At 63.2% G+C, this 16,716-nt stretch carries 15 protein-coding genes and 5 pseudogenes; 7 read left to right on the forward strand and 13 right to left on the reverse strand.

What is annotated here, in order from left to right; all coding sequences use genetic code 11:
* A pseudogene (locus HMPREF2635_RS09070) lies at positions 1-364 on the forward strand (IS256 family transposase); the annotation flags it as partial.
* Between the two features lie 551 nt (positions 365-915).
* On the opposite strand, the pseudogene HMPREF2635_RS13860 reads toward HMPREF2635_RS09070, so the two are convergent.
* From HMPREF2635_RS13860 to HMPREF2635_RS09080, 4 genes and pseudogenes are all read right to left on the reverse strand, one after another.
* Positions 916-1,200, reverse strand: a pseudogene (locus tag HMPREF2635_RS13860) (bifunctional DNA primase/polymerase); the annotation flags it as partial.
* A gap of 12 nt (positions 1,201-1,212) precedes the next feature.
* Positions 1,213-1,746 (reverse strand): helix-turn-helix transcriptional regulator, encoded by a 534-nt coding sequence (locus HMPREF2635_RS13865; protein WP_083321296.1) that lies wholly within the window; start codon positions 1,744-1,746, stop codon positions 1,213-1,215.
* A 94-nt stretch (positions 1,747-1,840) separates the two neighbouring features.
* On the reverse strand, positions 1,841-3,214 hold the full coding sequence (locus HMPREF2635_RS09075) for an MFS transporter (protein ID WP_070821624.1): 1,374 nt from the start codon (positions 3,212-3,214) through the stop codon (positions 1,841-1,843).
* Positions 3,214-4,107: an EamA family transporter gene (locus HMPREF2635_RS09080; RefSeq protein WP_070821668.1), complete on the reverse strand. Its 894-nt coding sequence runs from the start codon at positions 4,105-4,107 to the stop codon at positions 3,214-3,216. Before HMPREF2635_RS09080 ends, HMPREF2635_RS09075 begins: the two co-directional genes overlap by 1 nt.
* A gap of 79 nt (positions 4,108-4,186) precedes the next feature.
* On the opposite strand from HMPREF2635_RS09080, the gene HMPREF2635_RS09085 reads away from it, so the two are divergent.
* Positions 4,187-5,098 carry a LysR substrate-binding domain-containing protein gene (locus HMPREF2635_RS09085; RefSeq protein ID WP_070821625.1) on the forward strand — a complete coding sequence of 304 codons (912 nt, stop codon included), beginning with the start codon at positions 4,187-4,189 and terminating at the stop codon, positions 5,096-5,098.
* Here HMPREF2635_RS09085 and HMPREF2635_RS09090 read toward each other — a convergent pair.
* From HMPREF2635_RS09090 to HMPREF2635_RS09115, 7 genes and pseudogenes are all read right to left on the reverse strand, one after another.
* Positions 5,053-6,261, reverse strand: a complete 1,209-nt coding sequence (locus HMPREF2635_RS09090) for an MFS transporter (protein WP_070821626.1) — start codon at positions 6,259-6,261, stop codon at positions 5,053-5,055. The genes HMPREF2635_RS09085 and HMPREF2635_RS09090 overlap by 46 nt on opposite strands.
* Positions 6,258-7,142, reverse strand: coding sequence for an NAD(P)-dependent oxidoreductase (locus tag HMPREF2635_RS09095; protein WP_070821627.1), 885 nt, complete (start codon positions 7,140-7,142; stop codon positions 6,258-6,260). Before HMPREF2635_RS09095 ends, HMPREF2635_RS09090 begins: the two co-directional genes overlap by 4 nt.
* Before the next feature lie 107 nt (positions 7,143-7,249).
* Positions 7,250-7,786, reverse strand: coding sequence for a helix-turn-helix domain-containing protein (locus HMPREF2635_RS13870; protein WP_070821628.1), 537 nt, complete (start codon positions 7,784-7,786; stop codon positions 7,250-7,252).
* A gap of 82 nt (positions 7,787-7,868) precedes the next feature.
* Entirely contained in the window at positions 7,869-8,651 is a 783-nt protein-coding gene (locus HMPREF2635_RS09105; RefSeq protein ID WP_168167660.1) for an MFS transporter, read from the reverse strand.
* 37 nt (positions 8,652-8,688) lie between these two features.
* Positions 8,689-8,865 (reverse strand): annotated as a pseudogene (locus HMPREF2635_RS13875) (MFS transporter); the annotation flags it as partial.
* Between the two features lie 256 nt (positions 8,866-9,121).
* Positions 9,122-9,349, reverse strand: a pseudogene (locus tag HMPREF2635_RS13880) (hypothetical protein); the annotation flags it as partial.
* A gap of 93 nt (positions 9,350-9,442) precedes the next feature.
* Positions 9,443-10,522: a GNAT family N-acetyltransferase gene (locus HMPREF2635_RS09115; protein WP_070821631.1), complete on the reverse strand. Its 1,080-nt coding sequence runs from the start codon at positions 10,520-10,522 to the stop codon at positions 9,443-9,445.
* Positions 10,523-10,656: 134 nt separating this feature from the next.
* On the opposite strand from HMPREF2635_RS09115, the gene HMPREF2635_RS09120 reads away from it, so the two are divergent.
* From HMPREF2635_RS09120 to HMPREF2635_RS09135, 5 genes and pseudogenes are all read left to right on the forward strand, one after another.
* Positions 10,657-11,178 carry a TetR/AcrR family transcriptional regulator gene (locus HMPREF2635_RS09120; RefSeq protein WP_070821669.1) on the forward strand — a complete coding sequence of 174 codons (522 nt, stop codon included), beginning with the start codon at positions 10,657-10,659 and terminating at the stop codon, positions 11,176-11,178.
* A gap of 106 nt (positions 11,179-11,284) precedes the next feature.
* Positions 11,285-11,600: pseudogene (locus tag HMPREF2635_RS13080) on the forward strand (FAD-binding domain-containing protein); the annotation flags it as partial.
* A 39-nt stretch (positions 11,601-11,639) separates the two neighbouring features.
* Positions 11,640-12,656: a pyridoxal-phosphate dependent enzyme gene (locus tag HMPREF2635_RS09125; RefSeq protein ID WP_070821670.1), complete on the forward strand. Its 1,017-nt coding sequence runs from the start codon at positions 11,640-11,642 to the stop codon at positions 12,654-12,656.
* Entirely contained in the window at positions 12,653-13,954 is a 1,302-nt protein-coding gene (locus HMPREF2635_RS09130) for an FAD/NAD(P)-binding protein (protein ID WP_070821632.1), read from the forward strand. The genes HMPREF2635_RS09125 and HMPREF2635_RS09130 overlap by 4 nt, the downstream gene beginning before the upstream one ends.
* Entirely contained in the window at positions 13,951-15,339 is a 1,389-nt protein-coding gene (locus HMPREF2635_RS09135) for a type III PLP-dependent enzyme domain-containing protein (RefSeq protein ID WP_070821633.1), read from the forward strand. Before HMPREF2635_RS09130 ends, HMPREF2635_RS09135 begins: the two co-directional genes overlap by 4 nt.
* A 103-nt stretch (positions 15,340-15,442) precedes the next feature.
* Here the strand turns inward: HMPREF2635_RS09135 and rplA are convergent, their stop codons facing one another.
* On the reverse strand, positions 15,443-16,147 hold the full coding sequence (rplA, locus tag HMPREF2635_RS09140) for a 50S ribosomal protein L1 (protein WP_070821634.1): 705 nt from the start codon (positions 16,145-16,147) through the stop codon (positions 15,443-15,445).
* Positions 16,148-16,257: 110 nt separating this feature from the next.
* Positions 16,258-16,701 carry a 50S ribosomal protein L11 gene (gene rplK / locus HMPREF2635_RS09145; protein ID WP_070520976.1) on the reverse strand — a complete coding sequence of 148 codons (444 nt, stop codon included), beginning with the start codon at positions 16,699-16,701 and terminating at the stop codon, positions 16,258-16,260.
* Between the last annotated feature and the right edge of the window lie 15 nt (positions 16,702-16,716).

Here is a 16,716-nt window from a genome sequence, read left to right on the forward strand (position 1 = left end):
CCTTGACCCGCCTGAAGGTGTCACACAGGATCTAAAAGCCACCACAAACCTGCTGGAAGGCGGCATCAACAAACAACTCAAAGACTTAGCCGGAAACCATCGCGGCATGTTCGATGAGCATCAGCGCATCACCATGGACTGGTGGCTCTACACCCACACCGAAGACTCGGTAGCGCCGCTGGAGTTAGCCAAGCAACAAGACTTCGGACGCCAAGGAGAAAAAGCAGCACGCGCAGCCTGGGCAAAAGAAGAACTCAAACGCCGCGGCCACCCAGACGGGCGACCCGCCACATACGACACCGGCATCGACAACGAATGGAACCCCAGCTTAGGCGTAAGAAAAGGCTGGGCCGGACGCGCCTAAATCCACACGAAATGTCCCTTAGTGCGACACGCCGCAAATCCACACGAAATGTCCCTTAAGCCGTTTTGTCGTTTAGGCCGTGGTGGGTGGGGGACGCAGCGCACAGCACAACGCGGGCCCCAGGAAAATCCGGGACCCGCGTTGCAAGGGGTCTTGTCTATCAGGCGGTTTCTCACGCCGCCCGCCCTGCAAGACTCAGGGTGTTCTCTCTATCTCTCATGCGCCTCTCTCAAACGCACGAGATTATTATGCGGCACGTTCCTTGTAATCCCATACCACCAACCTGCCAATTACCTGTTAGAGAGAATAGTACCGTTACCCTGCACAAATCCAGCACTAGAAACGGGAAAAGACCCCGCTCACAATGGCGGGGCAGTTTTGTTTCTGCGGTGACGTGCGCCGGGGCATCGATGCTGGTGTGTGCGAGGACGCTGGCGGTGGTCTCGTTGGGTGTGTAGGTGCGTTTTCTTCGTCGTCGATGGTGATGCGGGTGAACAGGGCACGGTTGAGGATGCGTCGTTAGGCTGGTTCGCACTTGTGGTAGAGCTCGTCTAGGTCGACCAGGAATTCGGTGAGCTGGTCCAAGCCTGTTCGGGCCTCGGCGTAGGCGTCGGTGAGGTTTTCGAGCGACCACCCGAGGGGGAGACCACCGTGAACACCGGCACACCTGCCTGCCCCGCATCGAGGGCGCGGCGCATGCTCTCCCGGCCATCCACGTAGTCGCGGATGTCGACGTCCACGACCACGACACTGGAGACCGCCCCGGTCGGCAGCCCCAAGTTCGCCTCCGGCCACCGCGTCCACCAATGCTCGATTTGGGCGAGGTCAGTGGAAGCGTCGTGGAACCCTCAGGCAGTGAAGGGGGGGCTTCTGCCCGGGCACGCACGGAAACACCGGCACACCCGCCGAAGCAAGATCACCCGCCACCCGCCCCAGCGACCTCCGCCGAATGCCGAGAGAGTCTCGCCACAGAGCCGACACACGGTTTCACGGGTACGGCGAACGGCAACCCGATACTGCGATGGCGTCATTCCAATCCTGGCCTTGAACTGCCGGGTTGCGTGGCCTCGATTCTTCCACCCCACCTGCCGTCCGATGGCCTCCACTGATCCATCCGCCTCCCGAAGTAGCCGCGCCATCTCAGCAGTCCGCACTCGACCTAGCCAAGTGAACGGGGACATTCCGACATCCCGAGTGAACACCCTATGCAATGCTGAAGGAGAGAGACTCACCATCGCTGCGAGCTCGGAGATCCTCCATCTTCGGCTCGGATCCCTGCGTATCGCGCTGATGATCTGGGAAACCTCTCGCCGAGCGGTCCGAGAATTATCCGACGAGCCGAGGTCTGCCCCGCACGCCGCAAGCCTCGTGACGTCGTTCATGCGCTGTATTCGCTAAATCTTGGATGGCAGGTGAGCCCCATGCGAGACGAAGCGCAGTCCCCATGCGAGCCCAGCACCTGGTGCTGGAGCGAGGTCATTTGGTTGCGATGCGGCGGCTGAGGGGAATTGTCACGAGTGCAAAAGCCACTGTTATGGCGAGAATCCAGGTGACGCCTTCTGTGAATCCACCCTCGTGTGGCTGGGCTGTGGCGATGATGGCGGTGCCGATGCCTGCGATCAGCGCGGTGGCGAGGGTCTGGGCCATCTGGATGGTGCCGCTCATGGCTCCGGCGAGGGCTGGATTGGTCTCGGCAAAGGTCTGGGCTGTTGTGGCGTTGTAGGCCATGCCCATTCCGAATCCGCCAATGGCCCAACCCAATGCTGCAACGGTGATCGGAACGTCAGAGATGAGCAGGGTGGTTGTGATGGTCGCGATGCCTGCCGTCAACAGGACCAGCCCTGTTGCAGTGTCTCCTTGCCGGGTGTGAGTTCCGGCCTTCTTCTCGTGGTGGCTTTGGACCAGAGATCCTGCCACCCATACGAGCGCACCGGCTGCCAGAGTCGTGCCTGCCATCGTCAGGCTTGCGCCTCGCAGCTCGGTCATAGCCAGGGGGAGGAAGACCTCGATACCAAAGAACGACAGCGACAAGGTGGCGCGGGTGGCGACCCCAGCAGGGACCCCACGTCGCACAGTCAGCGTTCCCGGCGGGGTGACCCGCTGCAGAGCAACGATCAGCCCGACGCCACCAGTGATAGTCACCAGGCTGGTCCAGAGTGGGTCGCGCATCTCCAACCCGATAAGGAACACCCCCGACGACACAGCAAGAAGCAGGCTGAAAGCCACCTGGCGTGCAACACCTCCCGCCGGTTCACGAGTGAAAGTGGTCGAACTGGTGGCGTGCATTCCGGCAAGGAGCATTACGACCCCGACCAAGACAAGGGGGACCAGGAGCCAGAACAACCATCGCCAATGTGCAGCCTCAGCGAGAGCGCTTGCCACCAGCGGCCCCACCAACGCTGGTACAGTCCATGCACCTGACAGGAGCGCGAGCGCCCGTGACTTGAGCTCGTCGGGGTACGCCAGAGCGATGAGCAGGTACGCCATCGACAAGATGGCACCTACTCCAAGCCCTTGTACGATGCGGCCGACTAGAAAGAGCGTCCAGGTGGTGGCAAGCGCCGACATCACCAATCCAGCGATAAACACGGCGAAGCCAGTCAAGATCGGGATACGCGGACCGTTGGCATCTGCCAGATAGCCGGCGATCACGGTGCCAGCCACGCTCGCCAACATCAGTGCAGAAACGGCCCATCCGTAGGTGGACATCCCGCCCAGCTCAGCAGCGATGCGCGGCAGCGCGGTGGTAACGCCAAGACCATCGAACGCAACGACTCCCACCGACACGAGGAGAGCGGTTGTGAGCACTCGCAAAGCAGGGGAGAACACCCCCGAAGCGTGGACCGTCATTATGCAGCTTCCCTTCGGCTAGGAGCGGGCAACTGGCCTGCCACAAGTGCGGTGAGTGCGACAGCAAATCCACCCAGTTGCAGGAGGGTGAGAGACTCCCCCGCGATGAGTGCGCCCAGCAGTGTAGCCATTAGCGGCGAAAGCAGTCCCAGGAGCGCGGTGGGCGTGACGGACAGATGACGGATGCCGGCGAACCAGATCGTGTATGTGAGCAGAGCGCCGATTAGCCCGAGCCAGGCGTACCCGGCCCAGGCACCGACGTCGACCCTCTCGGGAATGCCATCAAGGACGAGCGCGGGGATCGCGAGAAGGAGGCCTGCGGAGGTGAGTTGCCAGCCGGCCAGGCCGATAGCGCTCACGTGTTCGGGGCGTCCCCACTTCTTCGTGAGGACGACGCCGGTCCCCATCGAGGTGGCGCCAGCCAGCCCGGCAAGGACACCGAGCGGGTCGAGTGCCGCGTCGGGGCCCAACACGACCATGCCGATCCCGATCATGCCGGTGATACCCCACCCCAGGCGCCAACCAGATAGTCGCTCGTGAAGAATCAGCACAGCCAGGAAAGCGATCACGATGGGCTGGACAGCCCCCAGCGTGGCGGCAACTCCTCCAGGCAGCCGCTGTGCAGCGATGAACAGCAGAGGAAAGAACGCCGCCATGTTCACCCCACCGAGTACGAGGCTCTTCCACCACCAGCATCCGCGTGGCAGTTGGCGAGACAGGGCCAACGCGATGAGTCCCGGTGGGAGAGTGCGCATGAGAGCGGCGAAGATCGGGTGCCCGTCAGGCAGGAGGTGCGTGGTGACGATGTAGGTCGTTCCCCACACCATCGGCGCCACCGCAGTCAGGACAATCCACCCCGCCTGCTGTCTGTCGAACTGGTTGCTTGCTGTCATGCCCTCAAGCCTGGTGCTGAATCGAGTATGAGTCCAACACATGCTTGTCATGGAAGCCATGCATTGGCATCATGATTGTATGGAATTGCAGCAGATGCGGTACGCGGTCGCCGTCGCGGAAGAACGCAGTTTCACCAAGGCGGCGGAACGATGCTTCGTGGTGCAGTCGGCGCTGAGTCATCAGATCAAGGCGCTGGAACGAGAGCTTGGCGTGCAGTTGTTCGCGCGTACATCGCGTCGTGTCGAACTCACTGCGGCGGGAGAAGCCTTCGTGGCCGCTGCGCGGGACGCGTTGCAGGCGACTGAGCGGGCCATGGCGGATGCTGCGGCTGCCAACGGGCAGGTCCGTGGAACCCTCTCCATCGGCGTGATTCCGACCATCACGGCTGTTGACGTTCCGCGCGTTCTGGCGGGTTTCCACGCCGCGCACCCCGCAGTCCAGGTACGCCTTCTGGGCGGGGGCAGTGAACAGTTCGTCAGCGACATTCGTGCGGGGCGACTTGATGTGGCCTTCCTCGGCCTCGCCGAATGTACACCGCCCAACGGGGTTTCCTTCCGGGAGCTGTCCCACGAGGCACTTGTTGCAGCGCTTCCTGTGAGTCATCGCCTGGCGCGTCGGAAGCGCCTGAAGCTCGCCGATCTTGCTGGTGAGGATTTTGTTGACTTCCCAAGTGGATCCGCCGGGCGTGCCCAGGGCGATCTTGCATTCCAAGCGGCGGGGCTACACCGCGAGGTCGCCTTTGAAGCCATGACCACCGACTTGATCGTTGGTCTCATCCGCAACGAGCTTGCGGTCGGAATGCTCTCTGCCGATGTCGTTCCGTATGACTCGGGTGTGCTCGTCGTCCCACTCGTTGATGGCCCCCGGAGGATCGAGTACCTGGCCTGGAACGAGTTCAACCCCAGCCCCGCCACCCGAGCCTTCCTGGACGCCATCCCACACGATCACGCGGATGCCGCGACCGACTCCTCGGACACACCAGCTTTGTGACGAGGCCCCGACGGGAACGCACCTCGGCACAGCATCACCGCCACAAGAGCTGCAAGTGCCACAGTGTCGGCTGCGACGGCGATCCCTGACGTTCCCGTTCTGGAAAGCAACACTCCGCCGGCCACTCCGCCGCCCGCGACGGCCAGATTGAACACCGTCACGAACACCGACTGAGCGGCATCGGTATGTTCCCCGGCTCGATCAGCCAGGGCTGTCTGGAGCAGGACGGGCGCTCCGCCGAAGGCAAGACCCCAGACGATCACCGCTGCCACCGGCAGCACGAGACCAGGATCACTGACTGCCCACGCACAGCCAGAGCCGATCATCGAAACCAGGCTCAGGAGAGTGGTGGTCCGCAACGCATGATCGATCACCATGCCCACCAGGGCAATCCCTGCCATGGCGGCGAGACCGAACAGCGCCAGGCCAATGTCCAGGCGCAGGGGCGAACCCCCCAGCAGCGGGGCCGCGTAGGTGTAGAGCATGTTGTGAGCCAAGATCCATGCCGCGGTCACCCCCAAAATGATCCCGATGCCCTGGAGCCGGATCACCCGTGTCAGTGGCGTGCGCTGACCAGATCGCAACCCGGCCACGTCGGGAACCGCTACAACGATCCACAGGGCGAGGCCGAAGGCCGCCGCAGAAATCACCACGAAGACCCAACGCCAATCCATCACCGACGCGGCGAAGGCTCCCAGCGGAACCCCACCAGCTAATGAGACCGGCTGGCCGACTCCGGTCACTGCCAGCGCGCGCCCCTGCAAGGCGGGTGCCACCAGCCCACGGGCATAGCCCGCGAGCACACCCCAGACCAGTGCCGCAGCCGCGCCAGCCACCAAGCGCGCTACCAGAATCATCGGATACCACGGGGCGATCGCCGTGATGAAGTTGAACAATCCCAGCGTCACCACCGCCATCACCAGGACGCGCTTGCGACTCATAGACCTCGTGGCTGACACCAACGGAATCGCCGCCACCACCGATCCCAACGCGTACAAGGTGACAAGCTGACCCGCGGCCGACTCCGAGACCCCCAAGCCTGCAGACAGCTCCGGCAGCAAGCCCGCCGGAATAGTCTCGGTGAAAATCGCTAAGAAGCCTGATGCCGACAATGCGAGGAGAGCACCCCACGGCAACCGATCACGTACGTCGGTCCCGCTCATGCCTGCCTCGAGAGCTCGCGGTGCCGCTGCGCCTCAGCCAGCACTGACCAGTCCCTATCGTGCAGACCAGACTCCAGTACCTCACCCAAGAGGTCCGACAGCAGGTCGGCCACCGGGAGCTGGAGGCCATTGGTTCGTGCCAGTGTGCGAGCCAGGTCCACATCCTTGCGGCCCAGCGCTGGCGTGAAGCGGGCCGGCTCGAACCGTGATTCCGCAATCATCGCGCCATACATCGAATGCACCGGCCCCGACATGATCGTGGAGGTGTAGATCTCCATCGCACGGTGCCCATCGCCACCGGCGCGCTCCACCAAGCTGGCAGCCTCGGACAGCGACTGAATCGCCGCCGCAATCAACACCTGACCCGCAACCTTGACCACATTCGCCTGGAACGCGTCCTCGCCAACCGGCCACAATTCGGCGCTGATCGCGTCAAGGAACGGTGACACTCGCTCAAGATCCTCAGTCCGGCCCGCCGTGCCCAGATTCAACTTCCCCGCCTCAGCCACCGGCACACCACCGAACATCGGCGCTGGCACGTATCCCACCTGACGCGCCGTGTGAGCATCAGCCGCCTCCCGGGCCAACTCAGGGCTGATCGTCGCCAGATTGACGTGGACGCTCCTCGCTACTCCCATCGAGCTCAGCGTCGATTCAGCCAGGAACACCTCTCGGACCGCGTTGTCATCGGACAACACCGACAACACCACGGGAACACCGAAACCATCCCTTGGATCCATGGCCCGAGCCGCACCTGCGTCGAGCAACGGTTGAAGGCGTGCCGGGTCACGATTCCACACGCCCACCGTGAAACCCTGGTTCAGCAAGTTCAACGCAATCGGTGCACCCATCGACCCGGTGCCCGCAACCACTACATCCATGCCGAGTTCCCCTTTCAAGATCGTCAGTGGCCCGCGACGTTCGGGCTCTTGCCTTCAAGGGTGGTGGCCAACACAGTGGTGAGTCCAATACATGCGTCTCATCGCAGCTATGAACTGCCGGCATGAGTGCAGGTGCCCCGCCCTTCGAGAGCCGAGGTGGCTACGGCCTGGCTGGAATTTTCTGCCCACAGGAACGCGCATGAATCGGCTCCGTCGCACACCAGGGCGTGGGTGTCTCTACGTGCGTGATGTCTCCTGTCACACGACAGGCACTCATCACTAGCCAACTGGCGAGTTGTGGCTTGATAATGCGATGGGGCCAGCCCGGTCCGGGCCTTGAACTGTCGAGTTACGTGGCCACGATTGCTCCAACCCACAGCGCGAGCGATCGTCTCCATGGAATCCGTCGACACACGCAGCAGGTGCGCCATTCTCATGACCCGAGCTTGCCTGAGCCAGTCGATCGGGGTTGTCCCCACCTCCCGCATGAAGGCTCGGTACAGGGCTGAGGACGACAGGTGGGCGATTCGTGCCAGCTCGCTGATCGTCCAGCGGCGAGCGAGGTCCTGCCGCATCACGTGGATGACCGCGAGGACCTCGCTCGTTGGGAGCGTGGATGCTGACGTACGCGTCGTGCGTTGCATGTCTTTCCGTTCGGGGTGGCTCACTGGCTTGTGGACGCAGCCGTGCTGGGCGAGGTGTTCGGAAGGCGTAGTGCGGCGGCGATCACGAGGACGGTGATGATCGCGAGGGCGGCGTTGACGCCGATGGCGGTTTGCAGTCCTGGCGGAGGCTTGCCCCAGCCCAGGCGGTGACGATGGCCGACATGACTGGTGTGCCCAGGGCGATGCCGACCTGCTGGCTCATGGTGACAAGGCCTGTGGCGAGCCCCTGCTGGTCGTCGGATACGCCGCTGGTAGAGGTGACGACGTAGCCGACGATGGCGATGAGGTTGGCCACGCCGCCGATGAAGGTAGCGAGCAAGAGCGGGATGAGCCATGCTCGGGAGTCAGACACGAAGGCAAGGGGCAAGGTGGCTAGTGCTTGAACAGTGAAGCCTGTGATGATTGCCTTCTTGGGGCTTGTGAGGCCGATGATCTTCGGGGCGATGAGTCCGCCGATCACGGTGCCGATGCCCAGGACGCCGAGGATGAGGCCAGCCGCCACGGGCGTGTAGCCAAGTGTTTCCTGCAGGTAGAGAGTGAGAAGGAACACCAGCGAAGTCTCCGTGGCGAAGGCGAGCAGTCCGGCGGTGTTGCCCCAGGCTATGTTGCTGCGCTTGAGCAGACCGGGGGCGATGAGGGGCTCGGCAACGCGAGACTCGACGAGGAAGAGGGCGGTCACGAAGATCGCGGCAACAGCGATGGATCCCCAGGTGGCCGGGTGGGTCCACGCTGTGTGGCCTGCGTTGTCGATCCCGAAGACAAACGCACCGAGGCCCAGGGGGATGGCGATGGCGCCCGGCACGTCGAGTCGGGGGCGGTTCTCGTCGCGAGTCTCCTTCAGCACGGCGGGGGGCAACGAGGATGACGGCGACCGCGACGATGACGTTGATGAAGAACACCCAGCGCCACGAGACGGTGCCGGTGAGGCCTTCACCTAGTACCGCTCCGGTTGTGAAGCCGGCGGCCATGAGCGCCCCGTTGAGGCCCAGCACGCGGGATCGTGCGGGGCCTTCGGGAAACATGGTGGTCATCAGTGCCATCGCGGCGGGGGTGACCATGGCGGTGGCGATGCCCTGCCCGACTCGGGCTCCGAGCAGCACGGCAGGGCGCGATTGAGGATGCGTCGTTCGGCTGGTTCGTACTTGTTGTAGAGCTCGTCGAGGTCGACCAGGAGTTCGGTGAGCTGGTCCAATCCTGTTCGGGCCTCGGCGTAGGCGTCGGTGAGGTTGTCGAGCCGGGTGGTGATCTGGTCGAGGCTGGTGCGCGGACGGCGAGGTAGCCCAGAGGGGCTTTGGTGGGGGTGTCGCCGCTCGCGGCTTTCTCGGTCAAGTCTTTGAGGACTTCCTGGGCCAGGTTCAGCGAGTAGAACTCGGCCATGGAGGCCAGGATGCCGTGCATGAGCATCCCACAGGGGTCTCGTCGATGTTCTCGGTGACCGAGACCAGGCTGATGTTCGGCATCCCGTAGCGCGGCGTGGATCTTGGCGTCATCGAGCCGGTTGCGTGCGAGGCGGTCGACCTTGTTGATGATGCAGTAACGCACCGGGTGAGTGGTGGCGTAGTCGATGCCGATACGTCGTCAGAGCGCGGTAGATTTAGGAGCCGCCTACAGGGAGCATGAAAGTCAGACTCCCGATCACTGGCGCATGTGCTCGGAGGCAAGTCGCGCGAAGATGAGGGTGTCGGTCCATTCGCCCTTGCTGAACCAGTCCTGGACGTGATGTGCTTCGAGCCGGAACCCGACACGACGAGCCAGTGCTGCCGAGGCGCTGTTGCGGGCATCCATCTGCGAGGTGACGCGGTGGAGCCGGTAGTGGTCAAACCCGAGGGCGAGTACTGCTCGGACGGCTTCGCTGGCGAAACCTTGCCCACCGTGCGCCGGGTCGAGAACCCACCCGATCTCGCCTTGACGGTGCTCGTGATCGGTGAGCCAGAGGGCGACGTCTCCGATCGGGATGCCGTCATACTCGATGACCAGCGCAAGCGCACCAGTCTCGCCATCGATGTCAGTCTTCGCTAGGCGTTCAGTGAGCTTGTCGTGGGTGACTTCCGCGGTCCATGGCTCGTCCAGCAGGTAGCGGGCAACGTCGGGTCGCGAGTACAGCTCGTGAAGCCATTCGGCATCGTCGGCGTTATGTGGACGGAGCCGAAGCCGTTCCGTCGCCAACGGCCACTGGACGGTGGGCTTGAGATCGCGCCGGTAGTGGATCAACTCCTCGCACTGTCCTGCGGGCGTGGTCCCGACGGCTCGCTCGACCTCACGGAACCCTGCGTTCGTCAAGCACCGCTGGGAGGCCTTGTTCTCCGGAAGTGTGCGCGCCGTCAAGGTTCGCAGTCCACTGTTGTGTGCGAAGCGCGATGCCAACTCCAGGCCCCGACGAGCGTGCCCTGCTCCCCGCGCATCCGGATGAATCCAGAACCCGACCTCGGCAGACTCGGAGCTGACATCGAAGAGCACCAAGGAACCCACAAACCGATCCGTCTCGGCATCGACAAGTGCGAGGACTGCCAGCGTGCCGGACGACAGACCTTCAGCAACCTCGTCACGGATCATCCGTCGCACGGACTCTGTGGTGTAGTCGGACTCGGGCAGGTGGCCGAAGCGCCGCACAGCTTCATCCCTGGTGCCGGCCGCATACGCGTCTGCGTCCAGCTCGTACAAGGGACGTAGTCGAGTGCTCTCCAACGTGATCGGAAGGGTAGTGGCATCCAGCATGCGCTAAAACTAACATAGAATGGATAGCTAACTCAAGCATGTTTGGTTAGGCTGGTGGGGTGAGCTACTGGGAACACCGCAAACCTGTGCAACGCCTCCGTGCAGTGGACATCGTGGAGGTTGCGAGGGCATCAGTGAGGCTGCTGGACGAAGGCGGGTTGAGGGCCCTCACCCTGCGATCTGTGGCGCAACAGGTGGGTGTCGCTCCAGCCAGCCTGTACTCCCGCGTCGAATCCGTCGACGATCTGTTCGACCTCGCCCTCGACACAGCGCTTGCAGACGATCCCGTGATGTCCGAGTCGATCCGCGACGCCGATCTGCCTGCCCTGATGCACGCCTTCTTCGCGCACCTCACGACCCACCGGTGGGCCGACCGGGTCATCGGCATGCGCGCTCCCAGGGGCCCGGCGTACCTGGCCCTTTCCGAGCGGATGTGCGTCCTGCTCGAACAAGCGGGTACCCCGGATCCGCTGGGAACTGCCTACCGATTATCCAACCTGGTGATTGGCGCCTCGCTGACCGCACCCATGGCATCTGACGAGAAGCACGTCGCCATTGACCCCGACCAAGCTCCTACCTATGCGCGGCTCCACGCGACCCACCACATCAGCCCACGCGAGATTCTCTCCGACGGCATCACGGCACTCCTGTCATGAGGGGGCCTTTTAATTCGGGGCTGCCCAAGCCTACCGCTAGGTCCACAACATGAAAGCTGCCCCGACTGAACAAGCGAGCGGGCGCCTTGACGCCGTTAACATTGATATGCACAACCGCGTGCGCATGGTGGTGGGCTCGTTCCTCCCGAAGAACCTGGGCATTCACTGGCACTTATGCGAGGAATTGGGACACCTTGGTGGATGCCGATGCCGCCTGCAACCCCTTTAATTGACAGTGGGTTGCCGGCTACGGCGATGATGCCGCGCCCTTCTTTCGCATCTTCAACCCCGAAACGCAGGCCAAGCGCTTTGATCCCGACGGCGACTATGTGCGCCGCTGGGCACCCGCCTTGTCCGCGCCGCCAATTGGAGATCTCAAGGAATCGCGCCAAGCTGCCCTCGATGGCTATGCGGAGATCAGGGACGAAGCCGGCAACAAAAGCCGCAGGCAGAGGTCTACCATGGGGCTAATGATGAGCCCACGGATTCATTCTCAAGCCCAACCACCAATTGGCCATACTCCGCTGATGCGCGTGGACGCCATTAATCCTCGTACCGATGTGCACCTCTACCTCAAGCTAGAGCAATTCAACCTGGGCGGATCCGCCAAGGACCGCACCGCACGCGCACTCATCCAAGCCGCGCTTGACGCCGGCTACATAGGCCCCGGATCCACCCTGGTGGAGTCTTCCTCGGGCAACCTTGGCATGGCACTGGCCCGCCAGGCCCCACTTGCGGGTATGAAATTCCACTGCGTGGTCGATCCGCGCGTCAATTCCTCCACCGTGGCCACGATGCGGGCCTACGGCGCCCACGTAGAATTGCTGGATCACCCGGACCCGGAGACCGGCGATTGGCTCACTGCTCGCCGCACCCGCGTGGCCGAGCTTCTAGAAGAGATCCCCGATTCTTTCAATCTCAACCAGTACTCCAACGAGGCCGCCTTTTACGCCCACGCCGAAGGCACGATGACGGAAATCGTGTACCAGCTCGGACAGGCGCCCACCCACTTGCTCGTCGCTATGAGCACCACCGGCACTCTCGGCGGCTGCGTGCGCAAGCTCACTGAGCTTGGCGCTGATACGGAGACCATCGGTGTCGATGCCGAAGGCTCCGTGCTGTTTGGGGGCCAGCGCGGCACCCGCATGCTGCCGGGCTATGGTGCTGGCATTGTCACCGATCTATCCACCAAATTCTCGCCGTCCTCAGTAGAGCGTGTGCCTGATCTGGATGCCATTGTGGCAGCCCGTCGCCTCGCCCAGGTCGAAGGCCTTCTGCCTGGGGCCTCCGGCGGCGCGGTCATCGCGGCATTCCAGCGTCTCGCGCCTACCCTTCCGTCCGGTGCGGAGGTCGTGGCCGTACTCCACGACGGTGGCCAGCCTTACCTCGATACCATCTACAGCGATTCCTGGGTCTACGAGCACTTCGATATCTCTCCTGCCGAGCTCGCCGCGCGCGTCGAAGGGGATTCAGAGTGAGCCCGCAGACACCTTCCCGCCGCATCGCCATCATCGGCGGCGGCCCACGCGGGCTGTGGGCCGTAGAAGAGCTCATCGAGCGCGCCCGCAACCCCCTGGATATCACCGTCTTTGATCCCTACCCCGCCGGCGCCGGCGCGGTGTATCGCCCGCAGCAGCCGCCGCAGTGGCGCCTTAACGTCAATTGCGCCATCGTCACCACCGCACACGATAGCTTCAACGCTTGGCGTACCCGCCGTGGGGAATCCACCACCGATGCCTTCCCGCCGCGCGCGCAGGTGGGGCAATTCCTGGCCGATACGTGGGCTGCTGCCCTGCACCGCGCCCCGCAGCACGTGCGCATTCGACACCTACCCCAGCGTGTGCGTTCGGTGTCTGCCGCTGACGACAGGTTCATCGTCGATGGCTCGCCCTTCGACGAAGTCCTCGTCTGCACCGGCCACGATCACCTCCACCCCGGAGCCTTAGTCCACGAGCCTTCCCGCGTTCCGATCACCGGACTCTACTTCGGCGCCGATTTGCCCAGTGCCCCGCGACGGATTGGGGTGCGCGGTGCTGCCTTGAGCTTCATCGATGTTTGCCTGCTGTACGGCGATGCCGCCGAGGTCATCTTCCCGGTGAGCCGCAGCGGGCGCTTTATGGAGGTCAAACCCGCGCCGGGCATGCCGCAGCCCGAGATCCCGGCCAATGTAAGGCGCGCCTGTGCCGGCGTGCACAATGCCGATGAATTGCGCGACATCCTCCTGGCGGCCGCCGGATCGATGGGTGAGTTTTCCACCGGGGACCTCGCTGCAGTGCTCGACGGCCACGACTTTTCCGGCGATGCCGTCGCGGAGCTGGACGCCTCCCTCCACGCCGCTGAGGGCACAGGGCCCCTTACCCCGGCGGCGGCTGTGGGCGCGGCGTTTCGGGGGCTCTTTCAAGAATGCGTTGAATGGCATAAGACTCATGGCGCCATGCCCGGATTCCGTGAGCTCTCGCGCACTCTCGAGCGCGTGGCCTTTGGCCCACCCCCAGTCACCGCGCGGCGCCTGCTCGAGCTCATCCGCACAGGCGTGGTAGATACCCGCTACCTCGTAGCCCCGGACCAGGTTGACCTATGGCGCACACAAGGTGACATTGACCTGCTTATCGACGCCACCGTAGCTCCCCAAGCCACCCCCTCCCCTTTCCACGATGTCCCCGGCGTCGTGGAAATCGGCCGCATGAATGAGCTTGAGCTTCCCGGCCATGACTCGTTGAACCGTTCCGTGCACAATGACATCCCCCGCTGGGCAGAGAAAGTAGGAAATCCATGACCCGCCACACCACCCCGTTACCCGTTCATGGCACCGTTGCGCTGCGCGCGCGGTGGGAAGAGTGGATGACGGAATTGGTGGGCGACCCACAGCAAGTTTCCCGCCTTACCTCCGAGTATGGCTCGCCCGTTAATGTGCTCAACCCCGCGCCGCTGCGCCGCAACGCCCAAGAGCTCCTCGATGCCGGCGCCTCTCATGGCGTGGACACCCAGGTATTTTTCGCTCGCAAGGCCAATAAAGCCTTGTGCTTCGTCGACGCCGCCCACAAGGCTGGCCTGGGCGTGGACGTCGCCAGTGAAAATGAGCTGCGCCAAGTGCTCAACCGTGGAGTCGCGCCCGAGCGGATTATCCTCAGCGCGGCTATTAAGACCGACGCGTTGCTGCGCCTAGCTATCGACCGCGGAGTCACCATTTCGTGCGATTCGCGAGCGGAAGCCGAGCGCATCGCTGCTCTTGCCAAGGCCCTCCACCACACCGCGCACGTCGCACCGCGCCTTGCCCCCAACCCGGATAACCTTCCGCCGACGCGCTTCGGTGAGCTCCTTCACGCATGGCAAAGCCATGCCTGGCCCGAAACCATCCACGCTGACGGCGTTCACGTACACCTGCATGGTTATAGCGAATCGGACCGCCGCACCGCACTCGCGGAGGCCATCGCCCTCATCGAGCACCTCCGCTTAGTTGGCCAGCCTGCTTCCTTCATCGATATCGGCGGCGGTATTCCCATGAGCTACCTCGAATCCCGCGAGCAATGGGGGTATTACCAGCAGCGCATCGCAGCCCAGCGCGCCGGCACCGGTGAGCCTTTTACGTGGAAGTCCGACCCGCTCTCTAATACCTACCCCTTCTGGCAGACGCCTACCCGCGGCCGGTGGTTAGACCAACTCCTTTCTGGTGAGGTGGCCGGGTTTGGCCCCACCGGCCGTGCACTGCGCGAGCGGAATATTTCTCTTCACTTGGAGCCGGGGCGCAGCCTGCTCGATGGCTGCGGCATCATCCTCGCCGAGGTCAGCTTCCTCAAAGAGCGCTCCGACGGCCTACCTCTCATCGGCGCCGCCATGAACCGCACCCAATGCCGTACCGCGGCGGATGATATCTTGCTCGACCCGCTCCTCGTACCCACTGCCGGAGACCGCGGTGCGGTGGCCCGGGAACCGCGCACCGGGTTCGTGGTGGGGGCCTATTGCATCGAAGATGAAGTCATCCTGCGCCGCGAGCTCGATTTCCCGGAGGGCATAGCGGTGGGCGATACCCTCGCTATCCCCAACACCGCCGGTTACTTCATGCATATTTTGGAATCTTCCTCTCACCAGATTCCGTTAGCGCGCAATGTCTACCTCGACGTAGACAGCCGCGACTGGGTGCCGGACGATATCGACGCCTAGCGATCCCAGCCGCTATCTACACGGGACTGGCTGGGTAAATGAAAAGGGCTCCGAAGGTAAACCTCGAAGCCCTTTGTCATTTAGCGCGATGCGCTAGACCGATTTACTCGGTGTAGTTCTTCTCCACGGAAGCGTCGACCGGGATGCCCGGGCCGGAGGTGGTGGAGATGGTGATCTTCTTGGCGTAGACGCCCTTGGCGGAGGACGGCTTCAGACGAACGATCTCGTCGTACAGTGCACCGTAGTTCTCAGCCAGCTTCTCAGCGTCGAAGGAAGCCTTACCGATGATGGCGTGCAGGTTGGAAGCCTTGTCAACGCGGAAGGAAATCTTACCGCCCTTGACGTCAGCAACAGCCTTGGTCACGTCAGCGGTCACGGTACCGGTCTTCGGGTTCGGCATGAGACCACGCGGGCCCAGAACGCGGGCAACGCGGCCAACCTTGGCCATCTGGTCGGGGGTAGCGATAGCAACGTCGAAGTCGATGTTGCCCTCGTTGATGGCAGCGATCAGCTCTTCGGTGCCAACGATGTCAGCGCCAGCAGCCTTAGCAGCCTCAGCGTTGTCGCCCTCAGCGAAGACAGCTACGCGGACGTCCTTACCGGTGCCGTGCGGCAGGGAAACGGTACCGCGAACCAGCTGGTCAGCCTTACGCGGGTCAACGCCGAGGCGGAAGACGACGTCAACGGTGGCGTCGAAGTTCTTGGAGGAGGTCTCCTTGGCCAGCTTGGCGGCCTCGATCGGACGGTACAGGCGGGAGCGGTCTACCAGCTCAGCGGCAGCCTTGTATGCCTTGGACTTGGTGCTCATAAGTGCAATTCCTTTTCTTGGATTGATGTGGTGATAGCGGGCCGAAGCTGGCCCTGCCACGCGCGGCACACGACGTGCCGCGCACTAAAGATTCGATAAAGATTCGATTATTACTTAGCCGGGATGCCGTCAACGGTGATGCCCATGGAGCGAGCGGTACCAGCGATGATGCGGGCGCCGTTCTCGATGTCACGAGCGTTGAGGTCCTCGAACTTGGTCTGTGCAATCTCCTTGCACTGATCCCAGGTCACGGAGCCCACCTTGTCGGTGTGCGGAACGCCGGAGCCCTTCTTGATGCCAGCAGCCTTAAGCAGGAGCTTTGCAGCCGGCGGGGTCTTCAGCTTGAAGTCGAAGGAGCGATCCTCGTACACGGTGATTTCCACCGGAACGACGTTGCCGCGCTGGGACTCGGTCGCAGCGTTGTACGCCTTGCAGAACTCCATGATGTTGACGCCGTGGGCACCGAGTGCCGGGCCAACCGGCGGGGCCGGGTTAGCAGCGCCTGCCTCGATCTGGAGCTTGATCAGGCCAGTAACCTTCTTCTTGGGAGCCATCGAATTACCTCTTTC

Origin of the sequence: Corynebacterium sp. HMSC035E02 (assembly GCF_001836065.1) — a bacterium.
GTDB classification, from domain to species: Bacteria; Actinomycetota; Actinomycetes; order Mycobacteriales; family Mycobacteriaceae; genus Corynebacterium; species Corynebacterium hiratae.